Annotated in this window: 20 protein-coding genes; 10 read left to right on the top strand and 10 right to left on the bottom strand. The window is 72.5% G+C overall.

The window, feature by feature from the left end:
- The first annotated feature begins 162 nt into the window (after positions 1 to 162).
- A complete protein-coding gene (locus ACIQWR_RS10585) occupies positions 163 to 1,251 on the top strand; it encodes an AI-2E family transporter (RefSeq protein ID WP_404007472.1) in 1,089 nt (362 codons plus the stop codon).
- Between the two features lie 45 nt (positions 1,252 to 1,296).
- Here the strand turns inward: ACIQWR_RS10585 and ACIQWR_RS10590 are convergent, their stop codons facing one another.
- Entirely contained in the window at positions 1,297 to 2,406 is a 1,110-nt protein-coding gene (locus ACIQWR_RS10590; protein WP_404006597.1) for an alpha/beta hydrolase, read from the bottom strand.
- 255 nt (positions 2,407 to 2,661) lie between these two features.
- Here ACIQWR_RS10590 and ACIQWR_RS10595 point away from each other — a divergent pair, with 255 nt between their 5' ends.
- The 3 genes from ACIQWR_RS10595 to ACIQWR_RS10605 are packed head-to-tail and all read left to right on the top strand — an operon-like array spanning position 2,662 to position 4,384.
- The gene (locus tag ACIQWR_RS10595; RefSeq protein ID WP_404006599.1) at positions 2,662 to 3,090 is read left to right on the top strand and encodes a hypothetical protein; all 429 of its coding nucleotides are present in this window, start codon (positions 2,662 to 2,664) and stop codon (positions 3,088 to 3,090) included.
- Positions 3,084 to 3,380 carry a helix-turn-helix transcriptional regulator gene (locus ACIQWR_RS10600; protein ID WP_404006601.1) on the top strand — a complete coding sequence of 99 codons (297 nt, stop codon included), beginning with the start codon at positions 3,084 to 3,086 and terminating at the stop codon, positions 3,378 to 3,380. Before ACIQWR_RS10595 ends, ACIQWR_RS10600 begins: the two co-directional genes overlap by 7 nt.
- Positions 3,377 to 4,384, top strand: coding sequence for an NAD(P)-dependent alcohol dehydrogenase (locus ACIQWR_RS10605; RefSeq protein ID WP_404006603.1), 1,008 nt, complete (start codon positions 3,377 to 3,379; stop codon positions 4,382 to 4,384). Before ACIQWR_RS10600 ends, ACIQWR_RS10605 begins: the two co-directional genes overlap by 4 nt.
- A gap of 50 nt (positions 4,385 to 4,434) precedes the next feature.
- Here ACIQWR_RS10605 and ACIQWR_RS10610 read toward each other — a convergent pair whose 3' ends face one another.
- Positions 4,435 to 5,016, bottom strand: a complete 582-nt coding sequence (locus tag ACIQWR_RS10610; protein ID WP_404006605.1) for a TetR family transcriptional regulator — start codon at positions 5,014 to 5,016, stop codon at positions 4,435 to 4,437.
- Positions 5,017 to 5,141: 125 nt separating this feature from the next.
- Between ACIQWR_RS10610 and ACIQWR_RS10615 the strand changes: the two genes are divergently transcribed.
- Both ACIQWR_RS10615 and ACIQWR_RS10620 read left to right on the top strand, forming a co-directional pair.
- Positions 5,142 to 5,477 (top strand): hypothetical protein, encoded by a 336-nt coding sequence (locus ACIQWR_RS10615; RefSeq protein WP_404006607.1) that lies wholly within the window; start codon positions 5,142 to 5,144, stop codon positions 5,475 to 5,477.
- A gap of 87 nt (positions 5,478 to 5,564) precedes the next feature.
- Positions 5,565 to 6,065, top strand: coding sequence for a hypothetical protein (locus ACIQWR_RS10620; RefSeq protein ID WP_404006609.1), 501 nt, complete (start codon positions 5,565 to 5,567; stop codon positions 6,063 to 6,065).
- A 56-nt stretch (positions 6,066 to 6,121) separates the two neighbouring features.
- Here ACIQWR_RS10620 and ACIQWR_RS10625 read toward each other — a convergent pair whose 3' ends face one another.
- Both ACIQWR_RS10625 and ACIQWR_RS10630 read right to left on the bottom strand, forming a co-directional pair.
- The gene (locus ACIQWR_RS10625; protein WP_404006611.1) at positions 6,122 to 6,604 is read right to left on the bottom strand and encodes a hypothetical protein; all 483 of its coding nucleotides are present in this window, start codon (positions 6,602 to 6,604) and stop codon (positions 6,122 to 6,124) included.
- A gap of 284 nt (positions 6,605 to 6,888) precedes the next feature.
- Positions 6,889 to 8,502: a phospholipase gene (locus ACIQWR_RS10630; protein ID WP_404006613.1), complete on the bottom strand. Its 1,614-nt coding sequence runs from the start codon at positions 8,500 to 8,502 to the stop codon at positions 6,889 to 6,891.
- 91 nt (positions 8,503 to 8,593) lie between these two features.
- On the opposite strand from ACIQWR_RS10630, the gene ACIQWR_RS10635 reads away from it, so the two are divergent.
- From ACIQWR_RS10635 to ACIQWR_RS10645, 3 genes are all read left to right on the top strand, one after another.
- The gene (locus ACIQWR_RS10635) at positions 8,594 to 8,806 is read left to right on the top strand and encodes a peptidoglycan-binding protein (protein ID WP_404006615.1); all 213 of its coding nucleotides are present in this window, start codon (positions 8,594 to 8,596) and stop codon (positions 8,804 to 8,806) included.
- Positions 8,807 to 8,958: 152 nt separating this feature from the next.
- The gene (locus ACIQWR_RS10640) at positions 8,959 to 9,147 is read left to right on the top strand and encodes a DUF6381 family protein (RefSeq protein ID WP_385772484.1); all 189 of its coding nucleotides are present in this window, start codon (positions 8,959 to 8,961) and stop codon (positions 9,145 to 9,147) included.
- A 176-nt stretch (positions 9,148 to 9,323) separates the two neighbouring features.
- Complete coding sequence (locus ACIQWR_RS10645) at positions 9,324 to 10,484, top strand: serine hydrolase domain-containing protein (protein WP_404006617.1); 1,161 nt, start codon at positions 9,324 to 9,326, stop codon at positions 10,482 to 10,484.
- A gap of 30 nt (positions 10,485 to 10,514) precedes the next feature.
- Here the strand turns inward: ACIQWR_RS10645 and ACIQWR_RS10650 are convergent, their stop codons facing one another.
- A complete protein-coding gene (locus ACIQWR_RS10650) occupies positions 10,515 to 11,879 on the bottom strand; it encodes a serine hydrolase domain-containing protein (protein WP_404006619.1) in 1,365 nt (454 codons plus the stop codon).
- A 149-nt stretch (positions 11,880 to 12,028) separates the two neighbouring features.
- Positions 12,029 to 13,372, bottom strand: coding sequence for a M64 family metallopeptidase (locus ACIQWR_RS10655; RefSeq protein WP_404006621.1), 1,344 nt, complete (start codon positions 13,370 to 13,372; stop codon positions 12,029 to 12,031).
- A gap of 237 nt (positions 13,373 to 13,609) precedes the next feature.
- On the opposite strand from ACIQWR_RS10655, the gene ACIQWR_RS10660 reads away from it, so the two are divergent.
- Positions 13,610 to 14,959: a tetratricopeptide repeat protein gene (locus tag ACIQWR_RS10660; RefSeq protein ID WP_404006622.1), complete on the top strand. Its 1,350-nt coding sequence runs from the start codon at positions 13,610 to 13,612 to the stop codon at positions 14,957 to 14,959.
- A gap of 135 nt (positions 14,960 to 15,094) precedes the next feature.
- Here ACIQWR_RS10660 and ACIQWR_RS10665 read toward each other — a convergent pair whose 3' ends face one another.
- The 4 genes from ACIQWR_RS10665 to ACIQWR_RS10680 form a co-directional block, all read right to left on the bottom strand.
- On the bottom strand, positions 15,095 to 15,421 hold the full coding sequence (locus ACIQWR_RS10665) for a TcmI family type II polyketide cyclase (RefSeq protein ID WP_399257280.1): 327 nt from the start codon (positions 15,419 to 15,421) through the stop codon (positions 15,095 to 15,097).
- A 37-nt stretch (positions 15,422 to 15,458) separates the two neighbouring features.
- Positions 15,459 to 15,947 carry an SRPBCC family protein gene (locus ACIQWR_RS10670; protein ID WP_399257278.1) on the bottom strand — a complete coding sequence of 163 codons (489 nt, stop codon included), beginning with the start codon at positions 15,945 to 15,947 and terminating at the stop codon, positions 15,459 to 15,461.
- Position 15,948: 1 nt separating this feature from the next.
- On the bottom strand, positions 15,949 to 16,203 hold the full coding sequence (locus ACIQWR_RS10675; RefSeq protein ID WP_399257276.1) for an acyl carrier protein: 255 nt from the start codon (positions 16,201 to 16,203) through the stop codon (positions 15,949 to 15,951).
- 129 nt (positions 16,204 to 16,332) lie between these two features.
- Positions 16,333 to 17,544 (bottom strand): beta-ketoacyl synthase N-terminal-like domain-containing protein, encoded by a 1,212-nt coding sequence (locus tag ACIQWR_RS10680; RefSeq protein WP_404007475.1) that lies wholly within the window; start codon positions 17,542 to 17,544, stop codon positions 16,333 to 16,335.
- Positions 17,545 to 17,594: the final 50 nt, after the last annotated feature.

The raw sequence follows: 17,594 nt of genomic DNA on the forward strand, positions 1-17,594 counted from the left end.
GGGCCAACGGTCGGACCCGCCCGTGAGGCGGAGGCGGGGCGCCGGCCCTTTGATGACCTCATGGCGGATCACCGGCAGCGGCAGCCCACCGCGACCAGGCGCGGCACGGCGCGCTCGGCGCGCACGCCCCGCCGTGCCGCCGGACGGCGCGGGCGGCCGCGGATGTCCGCGGTGCCCGCGCGGTACCGGACGTACCCGGCGGGGGCGGCGCGCGTGTCGCCCGTGCTGCGCACGGCCGCCGCCCACGCGTGGCGGCTGCTGGTCGTGGCCGCCGTGGCCTACGGCGTCTTCGTGGTGCTCGGGCGCTTCCACGAGATCGGGCTCGCCGTCTTCCTCGGGCTCGTCGCGACGGCGCTCCTGCGGCCCCCCGCCAACCTGCTGGCCCGGTGGATACCGCGGCCGCTGGCGGTGGCGTGCGCCCTGATCGGCTCCATCGTGCTGGTCCTCGGCGCGCTGGCGTTCGTCGGCGAGACGGTGGCCAGCCAGTGGACCGACCTGATCGCGGAGTTCCGGGACGGGCTGGCACGGATCGAACCGTGGCTGGAGCGGGCACCGTTCCGGCTGGATCCGCACGCGCTCAGCGACCTGCAGGCCCGGATCGGCTCGTACCTCTCCAGCCATCGCTCCACGCTGCTCGACACCGCCGTGACCGGCGCGGGGAGGCTGGTGCAGGCGCTGACGGTCATCGCCCTGGCCCTCTTCTGTTCGGTCTTCTTCATCCACTCGAGCGACCGGCAGTGGGCGTGGTTCTGCGCCCAGTTCCCCACCGACGCACGGCAGCGGGTCGCGGACGCGGGCCGGGCCGCGTGGCGGACCTTCACCGGGTACACCCACGGCATCGTGCTGGTGGCCGCCACCAACGCCGTGCTCGTGTGCGTCGCGCTGCTCCTGCTGGGCGTGCCGCTCGCGGTGCCGCTCGCCCTGCTGGAGTTCTTCGCCGCCTTCATCCCGCTGATCGGGTCCCCGGTGGCGCTGGCCGTGGCCGCCGTCGTGGCACTGGCCGCCAAGGGGCCGCTGGTCGCCGGCCTGGTGGTCGTGCTGATCGTGGTCATCGGCCAGATCGAGGGGCACCTGCTGCATCCGCTGGTGATGAGCTGGGCCGTGAGCCTGCACCCGGTGGTGGTGGCGCTGTCGGTGATCGCGGGGGCCATCGCCGCGGGGGTGGTGGGCGCGGTGGTGGCGGTGCCGCTGGTCTCGGTCCTGTGGTCGGTCCGCCAGACCCTCCGCGCACCCGCTTCGCCCACCCCCTGACCCCGGCCGTGCACCGGCGCGCTCGGGGTCACGTGCCCAGCGGGGTCACTTGCCCAGGCGGGCGCCCATCCACTCCATCGCCGGCGGGATCTCCCGGCGCCAGGTGTTGAAGCCGTGCCCGCCGCTGTCGAGGGTGATCGACGAGACGTTCGCGCGGTCCTTCACCTTCTCGACGAACTCCCGCGTCGGCTTGAGGTTCGACTCGCCGATGAGCGAGGTGGTGACCAGGAAGGAGGACTTGCCCTTGGGCAGCTTCTCCAGGTTCGTCATCAGGTCGGAGCGCTTCTCCAGCTTCTTGTCCCCGTGGAAGAGGTCGCCGGACTGCGCGTCCACCTCGGGCTTGTAGTCGGCCGACAGACCGATCGCCACGGAGTAGGTCTCCTGGTGCTGGAGGCCCATCTTCAACGCGCAGTACCCGCCGGTGGAGTCGCCGATGATGCCCCAGTCGCGCGCCTGGGTGCCGGTCCGGTAGGCCCCCGCGATCGTCTTGGGAAGATCGGTCCCGAAGAAGGTCTCCGTCGCCGGACCGCCGGGGATGTCGATGCACTGCGAGTTGAAGGGCACGACGGTCGGCCGCATCATCACCAGGATCGTCGGCGGCATCTTCTTCTCCTTGGCCAGCGTCCACGCCGTCCTCGGGTACTTCAGGTTGCGCACCAGGTTCTCGGCCATGCCCGGGTAGCCGGTGAGGACGACCGCCGCGGGGAACTTCCGGTGCTCGTTGCCCTTCTGGAAGTACTCCGGGGGCAGGTAGACGTACGCCTCGCCGCCCTGCCGGGACCGCTCGCCCTTCAGCATGACCTTCTCGACCACCCCGGCCGACCGGGGCTCGGCGCTGCCGGGCACCTCGGGCTTCTGCCGGCCGAGGACCTTGACCGCGACGCCACCGGGCAGGTCGCCGCCCTGCTGGGAGGCCTCCGTCTTCTGCCCGGCGAACAGGTCGCCCCACGAGGCGTACAGCAGGAAGGTCCGGTTCGCCACCAGCCCGACCGAGGCCAGCACGAGCACCTGCGCGGTGAGGATCAGGCCGACGCGACCGAGCACGGCCCGCCAGCTGCGCCGCGCGAGCCGCGGCCACAGCCACACACCGGCCGCGAACACCAGCACCGTACCCAGCAGGATGGTCACCAGGAACGCGTTACTCATCAGACTCACGGATCAGAACTGCTCTCTGCGATGTTCCGGGCCGGACCCCCGGGTCCGGGGCGCACCGCTTCAGGTGCGCGTCAGGGTAGACAGTCACGCCGGACGATCCGTTCCACCTCGACACCCCTCATGTCACCCGGGCGGGTCACACGGGCGCCCGGATCCGCCCGCACGCCACACGAGGTAAAGAAACATTGACACGAGGTCAAGCAGACCTTACGTTCATCGTGTCAAAGATGCTTTACACGGGAACGGAGGGTGCACGTGTCGTTCGAAGAGAAGCGCGCCTGGACCATGGGGCTGGTGGCCGTCGCGGCGTACGCGGTGTACCTCTCGCTGGTGCTGGGCCGGGCAGGGGGCGGCTCTCCCGCGGACGTGGCGTACGTACCGCTGATGCTGTGGTCGATCGGCGGCTCGATCGCCGCGACGATCGCGGTCAACATCGCCGTGGGCATCGGCTCCCCCGGGAGCGGCCGGCGCACGGACCAGCGCGACCGGGAGATCAGCCGGTTCGGCGAGCACATCGGGCAGTCGTTCGTCGCCATCGGCGGGGTGGCGGCGCTCCTGATGGCGATGGCCGAGCTGGACTACTTCTGGATCGCCAACGCCGTCTACCTGGCCTTCGTCCTGTCGGCGGTCCTCGGCTCCATGGCCAAGATCGCCGCCTACCGGGGGGGCTTCCAGGCATGGTGAAGCCCACGGAGGTCACCAACAGCATCCGCGCCCTGCGGTTCACGCACGGGGAGATGACCCAGGCGGAACTCGCGGACCGGATCGGCGTGACGCGCCAGACCGTCATCGCCATCGAGAAGGGGCGCTACTCCCCCTCGCTCCAGATGGCGTTCCAGATCGCCCGCGCCTTCCGGGTCCCGCTCGACACGGTCTTCCAGTACCCGGACGACGACGCGTCCGACACCGGCACGGACACCGGCACCGGCAGCACTACCGACAGCACCACCGACAAGGGAAGCGAGGGGCCATGAGAGCCATCGTCCAGGACGCGTACGGCTCGGCCGACGCGATGAGGTTCGACGCCGACGTGGAGCGGCCCGTCCCCGGGGACGACGACGTCCTCGTGCGGGTGCGCGCGGCCGGGGTCGACGCCGGGGTCTGGCACCTGATGACGGGGACGCCGTACCTGGTCCGGCTGATGGGCTACGGGCTACGACGGCCCAAGTACCGCATACCCGGCATGGACATGGCGGGCACGGTCGAGGCGGTCGGCGCGAACGTGACGCGATTGCGGCCGGGCGACGAGGTGTTCGGCATGGGCAAGGGCGCCTTCGCCGAGTACGCGTGCGCGCCGCAGGCCAAACTCGCCCTGAAGCCGGCCTCCTTGAGCTTCGAGCAGGCCGCCGCGCTGCCGGTGTCCGGGCTCACCGCCCTCCAGGCCCTGCGCGACAGCGGGGGCATCCGCGCGGGACAGAAGGTGCTGGTCATCGGGGCTTCCGGGGGCGTGGGGTCGTACGCCGTACAGCTCGCCAAGGCGTACGGCGCGGAGGTCACCGGGGTGTGCGGGACCGCCAAGACCGACCTGGTCCGCTCGCTCGGCGCGGACCACGTCATCGACTACACGCGCGCGGAGATCGGCGCGGGCGCGGGGACGGCTACGGGTGCGGCGGGCGGGGCGCCGGCCCGCTACGACCTCGTCCTCGACATCGCGGGCGGCAGGCCCCTGTCCCGGCTGCGGCGCGCCCTCACGCCCCGGGGGACGCTCGTCCTGGTGGGCAACGAGGCCGGGGGCCGCTGGTCGGGCGGGATGGGCCGGCTGCTCCGGGCCGCGCTGCTCTCGCTCTTCGTCGGCCAGCGGCTGCGCCCGATGGCCGCGGCGGAGCGGTACGAGGACCTCGACGTGCTCGCCGACTTCGTCGGAGCCGGCCGGCTGACACCGGCCCTGGACCGGACGTACCCGCTGAGCGAGGCACCCGAAGCCGTGCGGAGCCTGGCGGAACACCGCGTCCGCGGCAAGTCCGTCGTCACCGTCTGACGCCCGGCCGTCAGGCCGCCTGGCCGCCTGGCCGTCAGGCCGTCAGGCCGTCAGGCCGTCAGGCGACGGACCGCGTCGACCAGGGCCGCGCGCTGCGCGGCGGCGCCGTCGTCCGCGACGCCGGGGACGAGCATCCGGGAGAGCTGGGGCAGGTTGAACCAGGAGACGGTCAGCGAGATCACGCTGTGCATGATCTGGCCGGGGGCGACGGCGCCGGTGACGGCGCCGGCCCGCTGCGCGGCGGCGATGGCCGCGATCTTCTCGTCGTAGTGGTCGGTGCGCTCGCACTGGGCGGCCACCCGGTCCTGGCACTGGAGCCCCTCCCAGGCCAGCAGGCGGACGAAGTGCGGGTACCGCTGGTGGTAGTCGAAGATCCGGCCCGCGTAGTCCCCGAGGTCCTCGGCCTGCTCGGGCGCCAGCGGTACCGCGGCGGCGAGCTTCTGCAGTTCCGCCTCCAGGACGGCGACGAACAGCTTCTCCTTGCCACCGAAGTACTGGTAGATGCGCTCTTTGTTGACGCCCGCCCGGGTCGCGACGCGGGCGATCCGGGCGCCCTCGGGGCCGTGCTCGGCGAACTCCTCGACCGCGGCGTCGAGCAGGAGCTGTTTCGTACGTGCGGTGTCCCAGGCCATGGGCCGCATCCTAACCCATCTCCAACCTTCTGGTTGGAGATGGGTCGGATCATGTGCAAGACTCCAACCAGTTGGTTGGAGATCAGGATTCCAGCCGCTCGGCACCGCCACGACCAGGAGACCCCATGCCCGACGCCGCGCCCGCACCGTCAGCCGCCCCGCCCATCGCCCCGCCCATCACCCCCTCCGCCACCACCCCCGACCGCACCGCGTCCGCCGCCCCGACCGGCCCCTCCGTTCACCGCCGGGCACTGATCACCTGGCTGGCCGTCTACCCCACGATCACCCTCGCCCTCGGCCTGCTCGGCCCGGCCACGTCGGACCTCCCGCTGCCCCTGCGGACCTTGATCCTCACCGCGGTGGTCGTCCCCGTGGCCGCCTACGCACTGATCCCGCTCCTCATGAGGGCCGACGCCGCCGCCGGTCGCCGCGCGAGGGGAGCCATTCGGCCAATTGCTTGACATGGGCCTGACATTTCAAGGTCCTTGTGGGACGTTCCACGGCGCGTCGGTCCACCCCCACGAGGACATGACAATGAGGAGCACATGATGAGCATCAGGAAATGGACGGGCCTGACCGCCCTGGCCGCCGCCACGGTCCTCGCCGGATCCTCGGCGGCGATCGCCCTCGGCCCCACCGCGGACCAGCGGGCCGACGGCGTCATCGTGGTCGCGGGCAACACCTGCACCTGGACCAACGCCAGGACGAGCGCGAATCCCCCCGCCGCGCTGACGATCGACCGCACCACCATCAACACGCCCGGCGGCAACCTGTCCTGTACGGGCGGCATCACCGCGAGCCTCAACAACAATCCCGCCTTCGCCTTCGACGACGCGAGCGGCGTCGCGAAGACCGACGCGATCGACATCACCGGCAAGCAGAGCTTCATCTCCTGCCGCTACAAGGCCACCAACATCGTGTGGAACCGCGAAGGCGCCACCCGCAAGTACCTCAACCAGGCCTTCACCGCGACCAAGACCTCGGGGAGCTTCCTGTGCCCCGGATCGGTCACCACGGCCGCCGGCGGCGCCTCCATGCTGTTCCACTGAGCCCCGCTCCGCCGTGCGCCGCGACCCCCGCCCGGGGGCCGCGGCGCACCGCGCGATCAGCGCAGGTCGAAGCTGACCGAAGAGGCCTTGTCGTTCATGCCGTCACCGACGTAGGCGTTGTAGCCGTAGTACGTCTGGTGGGCTCCCCGGAAGTCCCCGTGCTCCCACAGGGTGATCGGGCAGGTGACGCCCTCGACCGAGCTGACGATGTCGTTCCAGCCCCACTTGGCGAGGCTGTTGAACTCCGGGTAGCGCCAGTTGCAACCCACGCTGCCGCGGAAGGTGAACTCGCTGCCGTTGGAGTTGGCATCGCTCCAGATCTTGCCGAGGTCCTTGTACTCGGCGCTCGCGCCCAACTCGGCGGCCTGCGCCCTGGTCCCGAAACAACCGCCCTGGCCGGTGTCCACGACGTAGGTGCAGAACTTCGCGGGCTTGGGGGCCGCGCCCGGGTCCGCCGCCGCCGATGCGGGAGTGACGAGCGCCGCCGTGACCGCGAACGCGGCCGCACCGAGGGCGAAAGCAGAACGAACCGTGCTCATGAATGCTCCTCAAATAGATCAACAGCTGGGCGGCACGACTCAACAAGGTGTGCCCTGCACCCGTCGAGGGCCAGCAGCTGCCCGTGGCACATTCCCTGCGGTCGGGGCCGGCCCGCGGTCCGCGGCCCGGCTGGCGCGAACGGATCGACGTACCCGCACCCGAGCGCCCGGACGCTGCCGCGTCCCGCTCGACGCCCCCGCGGCGCCCCCGGACGGCAGCAGGGACATGGCCGAAGTAATGGCCATGCCCCTGCATTCCGGCTGTGGCGCCGAATGTCCTGATATCAGCGACAGATGCCCTGCTCGTAGTCGACCGTGGCGGTCGCCTTGGAGTACTGCCACTGCGGCGCGAGGAGCTGCGCGCGCAACTGCTCGGCCGCGGCCGGGCTCTCCACCACGTAACCGAAGTCCTGGAGCCAGGCGGGGTAGAGGTTCTTCGACCCGATGTAGAAGGCGGCTCCGTCCACGGCGACGAGCTTGTGGTGCAGGGCGTACGGGCGCCCGTCCGCCCAGGTCGGGTTGGCCGAGCTGCGGAAGGTGGCGAGCTGGAGCCCGGAGCACATCACGGCCTTGGCGCCGGCCTGGTCACCGGTGATCCGTGCGAGGCGGTCGCGGAGCGTGTCGCTGATCTCGGAGAGGGACTTGATCTGCGAGTAACCGCCGCTGCCCACGGCGCCGCGGTTGGCGGGGTCGCTCACGACGATCCGGACCTTGACGCCCGCGGCCAGGCGCGCGGCGAGGGCGTCGTAGGTCCGGACGTCGTAGCGGGGCAGGGGCGGGCAGGTCGCGTTGAGGTCCTGCTGCGAGATCTCGATGTGCGCGCCCGCGCTGGAGATGAGCGTGCGCAGCGCGCTCTCCTCCGGGTTGACCGTGTCGTAGTCGCGGTCGGCGTTGGTGCTGTCGTGCAGGCCGACGACGCACTTGGTGTCGGCCGCGGTGGGCAGGGTCGGCTGGAAGGTCGAGGTCGGGTCGTTGCGCCGGATCCCCACGCCGAGTCCACCGACGGCGATCACCGGGACGTCACCGCCCGCGGGCGTACGCGGCTCCGGTCGCGCCAGCGCGGGCAGGCACCCGGCGCCGTTGGAGGAGGCGAACCAGACGCTGGCGATGTTGCCCTTGTTCTGGCAGGTCCAGGACCACAGCTCGTCCAGGTACTTCCCGGCGGACGCGGCCGCGGGGCCGCTCAGCGCGAGGTCGACGTCGGTCACCGGGTGGGCGGTGTCGAGGTAGTCGTCCTTCCACCCGTTGATGCCCCCGGTGACGACCGACTGGCCGTCGACCACGAGGAGTTTGGAGTGGTTCCAGGACAACCCGGTCTTGGAGGTGGTCATCGAGGCGACGTTGAGCGTGACGTTCGGTGCGTCGGCGCCGAGCTTGCCCACCAGGTCGTCGCGGTACTTCGACGGCACGACGTTGAGGTGGTAGACCGGGGCCGCGCCGACCAGCACGCGGACGGTGAGCTTGTTCCCGGCGGCGGCCGAGGCCTTGAGGCCGGCGACGACGGCGTCCTGGAAGGCCCCGTTGGGGAACGGCGCCAAGGTGGATATGTCGACGGTGTGCTGGGCCCGGGAGATGTTCTCGGTCATCTTGTCGAGCAGCCGCCGGGTCCCGGGGCGCTCGGTGCAGGTGGCGTCGCCCCAGCAACCGGGTGTCTGCAGGAGCCAGTCCCCGCCGCCCGGGGTGGACGCGTCGAGGGTGTTGCCCGCGCTGCGCTCCCACACGCGGCCTTCGAGGCCGGGGCTGACCTGGCGGAGCGTCCGTTCGACGGAGTCCAGGTGCGGCGTCTCGGCGGCGGCCGCCGGGAGTGCGGGTACCAGGGCCAGCAGGAGCGCGGGCAGGACGGGCAGCGCGACGCGGGTGAACGACGCGGCATGGCGGTGTGACGGCTGGCGGACCAATGTGGGTTTCCTTGCACGAGGGGATCGCCGGTGCCACGCGGGGGCGGCCGGCAAGATCAACTCGCGGAACGTATCAGTCCGATATGGGAAGTTGACACTCCGGAAATCGGATCAGGCCATTTTCGGCATTCCGGGATCGACGTGGGCAAGAGCGGCCCTGTCCTGGTCGGAGACCGAGACCGAGGGCGCCTTCGGCGCGGCGACCGCCGAGGCCACCCGGCGCTTCCAGCAGCAGCGGGGGCTGACCCCGGACGGGATCGTCGGCGCCGACACCTGGGCGCAGCTGCGGATGGGCCCCTTCTAGGGCAGCTCTGCCGGATCCTGGCGGTCCCCGGTTCGCCCTCCGGGGGCGCCTCGAACGCCGGCGGGGCCGGAGCCGGCGTCCCGGGATGCGGATGCGCCGCACTGCTGCTTCGCTGAATGCGCCCGCTCTCCCCACCGATCCGAGGAGTCATCATGAGCGTTGCAGGCGAGCCCGGCGGCCGGGCCGGGCAGATGCGCGCCAAGGCGCAGGAGCTGAACGAGGCGGCCGAGCGCGCCGCCGACCCGCAGGACCGCAAGCGGCTCCAGGACAAGGCGCGCCGGCTGCAGGAGCAGAGCGAGCAGGAGAGCCGCATCGACGACCCGGGCATGGACATGCGCTAGTGCCGCGTCAGGCAACGTTCGCCCCGTCGCGACGCTCCTCAACGGGCAAACGCTGCCTGACGCGGCACTAGGGGGTGTCTGGCGATGATTTCGGGCGGCCCCGGGAGTCCTCACTCCGAGGGGCCGGCCGCGGGAGCGTGCCCGGCCGTAGCATCGCGAGTGGGGAGTGTGGGGACATGACCGGTCTGCGCGGGATCCTGGAAGCGCCGGTGGACGCGGGGACGCTGCCGGGCGCGGTGGCGCTGGTGGCCCGCGGGGACGCGGTGGAGGTGGCGGCCGTGGGGGCCTCCGACGCCCGGAGCGGCGCCCCGATGGCCAGGGACACGATCTTCCGCATCGCCTCGCTGACCAAGCCGATCACCGCCGCGGCGGTGATGTTGCTGGTCGAGGAGGGGCTGCTCGCGCTGGACGCTCCGGTCACGCCCTGGCTGCCGGAGCTGGCCGACCGGGTGGTCGTCCGTACGCCGTCGGGCCCCGTCGACGACGTGGTGCCGGCGCTGCGCCCGATCACCCTGTCCGACCTGCTGACCTTCCGCGCCGGGTACGGCTTCCCGGAGGACTTCTCGCTCCCAGCGGTCGGCCTGCTCTTCAGCGAGCTGCTCCAGGGCCCCCCGCAGCCGCAGCGCGTCGCGCCGCCGGACGCCTGGATCGAGGGGCTGTCGCGGATCCCGCTGCTGTACCAGCCGGGTGAGGCCTGGCTCTACAACACCTGCTCGGACATTCTGGGCGTATTGATCGCGCGCGTCGCGGGGCAGCCCCTGGCGCGGTTCCTGGACGAGCGGGTCTTCGCTCCGCTGGGCATGGTCGACACCGGCTTCGCGGTGCCGGCGGCCTCGCTGGGCCGCTTCACCGAGCAGTACCGGGCCGCCGCGGACGGGAGCGGTACGTGGGAGCTGGTGGACGCCCGCGAGGGTCAGTGGAGCCGTGAGCCGGCGTTCCCGTCCGCCGCGGGCGGGCTGGTCTCGACCGTCGACGACTGGTACGCCTTCGCGCGGATGCTGCTCGCCGGAGGGGCCGTGGCAGCGGGTACCGGCCGGCTGTTGTCGCCGGAGTCGGTGCGCATGATGACCACCGATTGGCTGACTCCGGCCCAGCGCTCCGGGGGCGACCTCTTCCTGGAGGGCCAGGGCTGGGGCTTCGGCGGGTCGGTGGACGTGCAGGTGCGCGATCCGTGGAACGTGCCGGGCCGCTACGGCTGGGTCGGCGGCACCGGCACGGCGGCGCACCTCGTGCCGTCGACCGGCGCCGTCTCGATCCTGCTGACCCAGCTGGAGCTGGGCGGCCCGACCCCGCCGCCGCCGATGCGCGCCTTCTGGGAGTACGCGGCGAACGGCTGAGCCCCTCCCCCGCGGCCCGGCGCTCGTCCGTCAGCCGCGGGGCGCCACCCGCCGCAGCAGTCCCTCGTCCGGGCCGCGCGAGGCGTCCGGGTCGGGTGTGCGGGCGCCGGGTCCCGCTGCCGCGCCGCCGCACAGGGCCTCGTCGATGAAGACGCTCCTGGCCGCGTCGATGGCGTTCGGGAGCGGGTTGCCGCTCGCGTCCAGCCGCTCGTACTTCGACAGGGTGGAGCCGAGGGCGAGCTGGCGCCCGCCGTCCGTCGAGGACAGGGCCAGCGTGCCGCCGCCGAAGACGGCGCCGTCGTGGCCCCAGACCGGCCCGCACCGGGTGTCGACCCGCACGATGCCGAGGCCGTAGCGCATCGTCTCCCGGCCGCCCGCGTCCTTGACGGGCACGGTGGTCAGCAGCTGCCGGAGCTGTTCGGGGCGCAGCAAGCGGCCTTGGAGCAGGGCGCGGTAGAAGGTGTTGACGTCGTCCATGGTGGCGACCAGGGCGCCCGCCGTGCCGCCCCACGACATGTCGTACTCGCTGTAGTCGCGGGGCGGGTCGATGTGGCCGAAGAACGACTCGTAGAGCTTGGCGTGCGGACCGCGCACCGTGGTTTCGGCGCCGGGGAAGTAGGTGTCGCGCAGGTGGGCGCGGTGGATCACGTCACGGGTGATGACGGTCTCCGGGTCCTCGCCGGCGGCGGCGCGCAGGAGCTCGCCGAGCAGGATGTAGTTCGTGTTGGAGTACGACCAGCGCGCGCCGGGCTCGAAGACCTGCGGCGCGCCCACTCCGTACCCGATCAGCTCGGTCGGGGGGAAGTGGCGGTGGCGGTTGTCGTCCAGGCTCTGCGGGGAGCCCTGGAGGAGGGACGGGAAGGCCATCGGCAGGTAGTCCGCGATGCCGCTGGTCTGGTTGAGCAGCATGCGGACGGTGATCTTGCGGCCGCGCTCGCCCGGGACGAGGTCCGGCAGGTAGTCGCCGACGGGCCGGTCCAGCTCGATCCGGCCACGGGCCGCCTGTTGGAGCACGGCGACCGCGGTGAACGTCTTGGTGATGCTACCGATCCGGTGGCGCATGTCGGGTCGGGTGGGCCGCCGGGTGTCGACGTCGGCGAAGCCGGTGGCGCCGCGCCACCGGTCGGCGCCGTCCCGCACCGCCGCGTAGGCGCCGTACAGGCCCGCCGCGTGCACGGCGTCGAGGTCCTGGTCGAGCCGCTGCCGGTCGAGGTCGGCGGGCCGGGGCCCGGGCGCGTTCCGGGCCGGCCCCGGGGCCGGGCGGTCGGCGGCGGTCGCCGCCGCCGGGGCCGCGCCGGCCAGGAGGGACAGCAGTACGGCGGCGGTGGCCGCGGTACTCCTGATGCGGTGGTGGTGGCGGATCCGGTGGCGTCGGTCGAGGCGTGGGGAAGGCATCTGCGTCTCCCGTTCTCTGCGGTCCGCGGGCCCGGTCCGGCCACGGACATGAGTGATCATCCTTGCCTTCCCGGGCTCCCGCCCCACCCTTTTTCCCGCCTTTTCGGCCGGAGTTGACCGCAATGGCCGGACCGATCCGTGGGTGCGCGCTACAGACGGACCTGCCACTCGACCGACGACCGCAGCTTGCGGGCGAGCTCCGGGTCGCGCACCGAGGGCGTGCGGTCCTCGACCGTGACCGTCAGCCGGTGCGCCCGCAGGTCGAAGAGCCACAGTTCGCCGACGTACACCTCCTTGCGTCCCTCGAACCGCTTCTGCTCGCGCCCGTCCAGGTACCAGCGCACCACCGGCTGCCGCCCGTCCGGGCCGGTCAGCCGGGGTACGGAGACCTTCGCGGCATCCCGCAGCCGCAGGGTGCGCCCGGTCGGGGCGAGCGGGGTGGCCAGCCGCGCGTACTGGTGGAACCCCGCGATCATCGCCTCGACGCCGGGCAGGTTGAAGGGCTTGCCCAGGACCCGCATGATCGAGGCGTCGGTCGGCCGGTAGAGGCCGGTGACGAAGTATCCGCCGCCCTCGTAGGCGCCTACCGCACCGCCGTCGGGCGAGGTCTCGCCGAGCCAGCGGTACCACTTGGTGCGCCGCTCGCCCATCGGACCGGCCGCGAGGGTGGAGGTGTTGGAGTCGGCGGGCTCGGGACCGGTGTAGTGCTCGTACTCCGGGACCCCGGGGTAGAAGTACTCGTCGGCCAGCTTGCCCAGCGAGTGGCCGGTCTCGTGGACGGCGACCTGCCCGGACTTCGGGTGGCCCGCCGAGGCGGTCGATATGCCGGCGTAACCGAGGGTCGCGCTGGGCTCGTTGTATCCCGCGCCGCCGTACTTGGCGCTGTTGGCGAGGACGATCACCAGGTCGGCCGCGGGCGCCTTGGCCACGTAACCGTCCACCTTGGGCTGGTCGATGCAGAGCAGCCGCTCGATCTGCTCGCACCAGAAGTACGAACCGAGCGCGGTGTCGCGGACCGTCGCCGGGTCGGGGTCGCCGGAGACGCCGGACTCCCGGGAGACGGCGTCGACCGTCCAGACGTTGAAGAGGTTGCGGTAGCTCGCGTAGGGCTCGACCGCGGAGAGCTCGGCCCACTTCTCCTTGGCGTCGATGTGGAAGCGGTCCAACTCCGCGGCGGTATAGCCGTCGCCGACGACCACGATGTCGAGGCGGTCGGCCACCGCGCCGTTGTCGATCATCTTGGTGACGGCCCCGTCGCCCGCCCGCCCGGCCTCGGGCAGCCGTAGCCCGGGCTTCGCCCGGCCCGCCGCCGGTACCTCGACCGATCCGGACCCGGCTTCGCCGCCGTGCTCCGGCCCCGGCACCTCCACCGGCACGCGGGCGCCGCCGGGCGGTGCGGCGGTCGGGCGCGGCGCCGGGTCGGCGCTCGCGTCGCCCGGTCCCGCGGCCAGCAGCACGGCGGTGGCGCAGCACGCCACTGCGACCGCGCGCACGATCCGCCTCGGCGACCGCCCCCGCCCCGCGAAGTGCCCCGATCTCACGAAATGCGCTCGTCCCACGAAATGCCCCCTATGACAAGGAAGTTGAGCAACGGAAGTACGGAAGTTAAGTGACTGATTAAGCGGAATGAATCGGTTGCTTAAATTAGGGGGCGCAGGAGGCGTGCGCAATGGTCCGCGCGCCCCAATACTGTTCCCTCGGCGGCGCGTTGGCGTGATCAGGGAGCATTGATGGACGAACCGATCGAGATCGGGCACAGGGTTCAGCGACTGCGGGCAGAACGCGGTCTGACCCAGAAGCAGTTGGCCTATCCGGCCTACAGCGCCGCGTACGTCTCGACGCTGGAGGCGGGCAAGGTCCGCCCCTCCGAGACCGCCTTGCGCTTCCTCGCCGGGCGCCTGGGCGTCGGCTACGAGGAGCTGGTCACCGGCCGGCCCGCCGCTCTGGCCACCGAGCTGCGGCTCGGCCTGACCGACGCACAGCGGGCGCTCGCCACCGGCGCCGCCGACGAGGCCGCCGACCGCTACCGGCCGCTCCTGGCCGAGGCGGAGCGGCTCGACCTGACCGCGGAGCGGACCGAGGCGCTGCTGGGCCTCGGCGACTGCGCCCTGGAATCGGGTGAACTCGCCGACGCCGTGGCCCGGTTCGAAGCGGCGGAGCGCCTGCTGGAGGGCGAACCGCTGCACCGCAGGGCCCGGCCGATCCGCGGCCGCGCGGTCGCACTGCTGCTGGCCGGAGAGCTGCGCTACGCCTGCTACCTGCTCGAATCCACCATCGACGAGCTCAACACGGGCGGGCTGCCCGATCCCGAGGCGCTGGTGCTGCTCTACGCGGCGGTCATCGGCCCCTACATCGACATGGGGGCGCACGCGCGGGCCGCGCACGCGGCCGAACTCGCGCTGGCGCTCGCGCCCCGGGTCGGGGATCCGGCCCTGGTCGCGGGCATGCACCGGCAGGTGGCCCGGACCTTCCTCGCCGAGGGGCGGCCCGCCGACGCCGATGCCTCACTGGCCAAGGCGCAGGCGATCTACCGGCAGCTGCGCCTGGGCGCCGACCTGGCGCACTGCCACTGGATGCGCGGGTACGTACAGGCGCAGAACGGCGAACTACACGCGGCCGAGGTCGAGTTGCGTACGGCGCGGGACATGCTGGCGGCGCGCCGGGCCGCGCTCTACACCGCGCAGGTCGAGGTGGAGCTGGCCGACGTACTGCGCCGGCTCGGCCGGTACGAGGAGGCGGCCGCGCTGCTGGCGGAGCTGCTGGAACTGGGTGACCGGCACGGCGCGGTGCACGCGGGCGGGGCCCACCGGTTGCTGGGGCTGATCGCGCAGGAGCGCGGGGACACCGACGCGGCCGAGGAGCACTACGTACGGGCGCTGGCCCTGTTGGAGCGCAGCGGGGCGTCGGGGGACCTGGCCGACCTGTGCCGGCTGCTGGGCGATCTGCTGCGGCAGGCGGGGCGCACCGAGGCGGCGTTGGACGCGTACCGCACGGGTCTGGGGCACCGCGCGGCGCCGGGGACCACGACCCTCGGCCCGGCGCCCGCGGCGCCGACCGGGGCGTTGCGGCTGTCCCGGTGACCTAGCGGGCGAGCGGGCGAGCGGGCGAGCGGGCCGGGCAGCCGGACGGGCCGGGCCGGAGCGCCGCGCGGTGTGCGCCGCGGCGTCCGTCCCGGCCCGTGGGGCCGTGCGGTGGGGAACCGGTCCGGTCCTCCCTCAGGCGGGACGTTCCCAGCGGTAGAACCGCTGGGCCATCGCGTCCTTCGGGCTGCGCCAGGTCTCCGGGTCGTGCGGGCTGATGTACCGCGTCAGGCTGTCGCTGAGGCTGCGGAACTCCGGATGGTCCGTGACCTCGGCGATGGCCGGGCCCGGCGGGGTGTCGGATTCGATCAGGTGCAGGTACACCTCGCCGAACTGGAACAGGCTGCGGCGTTTGACGCCGACCAGCTGGGGCAGCTCGCCCGCGTCCGAGGCCGCGAACAGGTCGGCGATGTCGGGTGCGGAGCCGGGTGCCATACGGGCCACGATGAGCGCTTGGTGCATGGGAGGGAGAGTGCCTTCCTGCTCGTGGTGACGGGTTTCAGCGGCCGCCGGCGACGGGAACGGGGCGTTCGGCCTTCTCCCGGCCGTGCCGCTCGATCTTGTCGCGGATCAGCTCCATCTGGATGCGGGAGTTGTGGTTGATCCGGTCGGTCATGCCCGCGTCGTCGATGGGGGCCTCGGGCTTCATCGCGAAGTCCTGCACCCACCTCATCCGGGTGCCGCCGGGGATCGGGGCGTACTCCCAGTGGATGTCCATGTGCGCGAACGGGCCGGTCTCGACGCGGCGGGCCCGGACGCTGAGGCCCGCGCGGTCGACGGTGCGCTCCGAGACCCAGCTCCACACGACGCCGTTCTCGTCCGGGTGCATCGCCAGCCGGAAGCGGGTGGTGTCACCGGCTCGGTCGAGGATCTCGATGGACGCGTACTCGCTGAAGAGGTCCGGCCAGTTGGGGAGGTCGTTGGTCATCTCCCACACGAGGTCGACGGGGGCCTTGACGGTGATCTCGTTGTCGGTGTGGCCGGCCATGTCAGGCTCCCGTCATCAGGCTGTTGTTGACCAGGTCGAGGAATTCCGCGGGGCTCTTGCAGCGGTCCGCGTCGGTGGGGAGCGCGCGGCCCCGCCGGTTCTCCAGCTCGCCGACGACGCCGAGGAGTCCCAGCGAGTCGAGGCCGTAGTCGTCGAACACGGCGTCCGGCCGGCTCGCCATCTCGGCGGGGTCGACGGTGATTCCGGCGGCCTTCATCAGGCCCGCGAGTTCTTCCATGGTGAGTCGGTCGGACATGGTGGGTGCCTTTCTTTCTGCGACTGCGACTGCGGCTGCGGCTGCGGCTACAGCTACGGCTACGGCTTCGACTGAGGCCACGGCCGCGGCCACGTGCCGGTGGGTGCTGCCGATGCGGGCAACGGCCCGTTACGGGTGCTGCCCGCGGACGACGAGCGCCGAGTTGGAGCCCATCAGGCCCCGGCTCAGCACGAGGGCGGTGCGCAGCTCCGCGGAGCGGGCGCCACCGGTGACCACGTCCAGGTCGTGACACACGTCGAAGACGTTCGGGGTGGGCGGGATGATGCCGTGTTCCAGCGCCAGGACGGCGGCGGCCACGTCCAAGGTGCCGGCCGCGCAATAGGCGCGCCCGATACCGCTCTTGGGCGCGGTGACCGGTACGGTCCGACCGTGCGCGCCGAGGGCCTCGTGCAGGGCCCGGACCTCGGCCGCGTCGGCCTCCGGCGTGCCGAGGGCGTCCGCGAGGACGACGTCGATCTCCTCCGGGGCGCAGTCGGCCTCCCGCAGCGCGCCCCGGATCGCGTGGGCGAGGCCCTCGGCGGACTCCGCCCAGCGGCCGGGTCCGGTGAAGGTCGCCGCGTGTCCGGCGAGGGTGGCCCGTACGGGCGCACCGCGCTCCGCGGCGGCGTCCGCGGCCTCGACGACGAACATGGCGCCGCCCTCGGCCGGGACGAAGCCGCAGGCCTTCTCGGTGAAGGGCCGGTAGGCCCGTTCGGGGTCGTCGCTGACGCTCAGCCCCGGGTAACCGAGCTGGCACACCACCGAGTACGGCGCGAGCGGTGCTTCCGTCGCCCCGACCAGCATGGCGCGGCTGCCCTGCCGGATGGCCCTGGCCGCGTGCGCGAAGGCGTCGAGCCCGCCGGCCTCGTCGCTGGCCAGTACCCCGCAGGGGCCCTTGAACCCGCGCCGGATGGAGACCTGGCCGGTGCTCGCCGCGTAGAACCAGGCGATGGACTGGTACGGGCCGACGTAGCGGGGTCCGCGTCCCCACAGGCGTTGCAGCTCGCGCTGTCCGAACTCGCCGCCGCCGGATCCCGCGGCGGTGACCACGCCCACCGCGTACGGGTCGTCCTCGTAGTCCGCGCGGCCGAGCCGGGCGTGTTCCAGGGCCAGATCGGCCGCGGCGAGGGCGTGGTGGCTGAACCGGTCGGTCTGGACGAGGAACCGCTCCTCGACGAGCGTGGCCGGGTCGAAGCCGCGGACCTCGCCCGCGACGCGCAGCGAAAGGTGCTCGCAGCCCTGTCGGGTGATCCGGCCGATGACCGGGTCTCCCGCCTGGGTGGCCTTCCAGAAGGCGTCGGCGCCGATCCCGTTGGGGGCGACGGGCCCGATGCCGGTGATGACGACCGCCGGGGGGCCGGACGGCCGACGGGCGGCGCCGGTACGGGCGT

The sequence above is a fragment of the Streptomyces sp. NPDC098789 genome, assembly GCF_044759975.1.
Classification (GTDB): Bacteria; Actinomycetota; Actinomycetes; order Streptomycetales; family Streptomycetaceae; genus Streptomyces.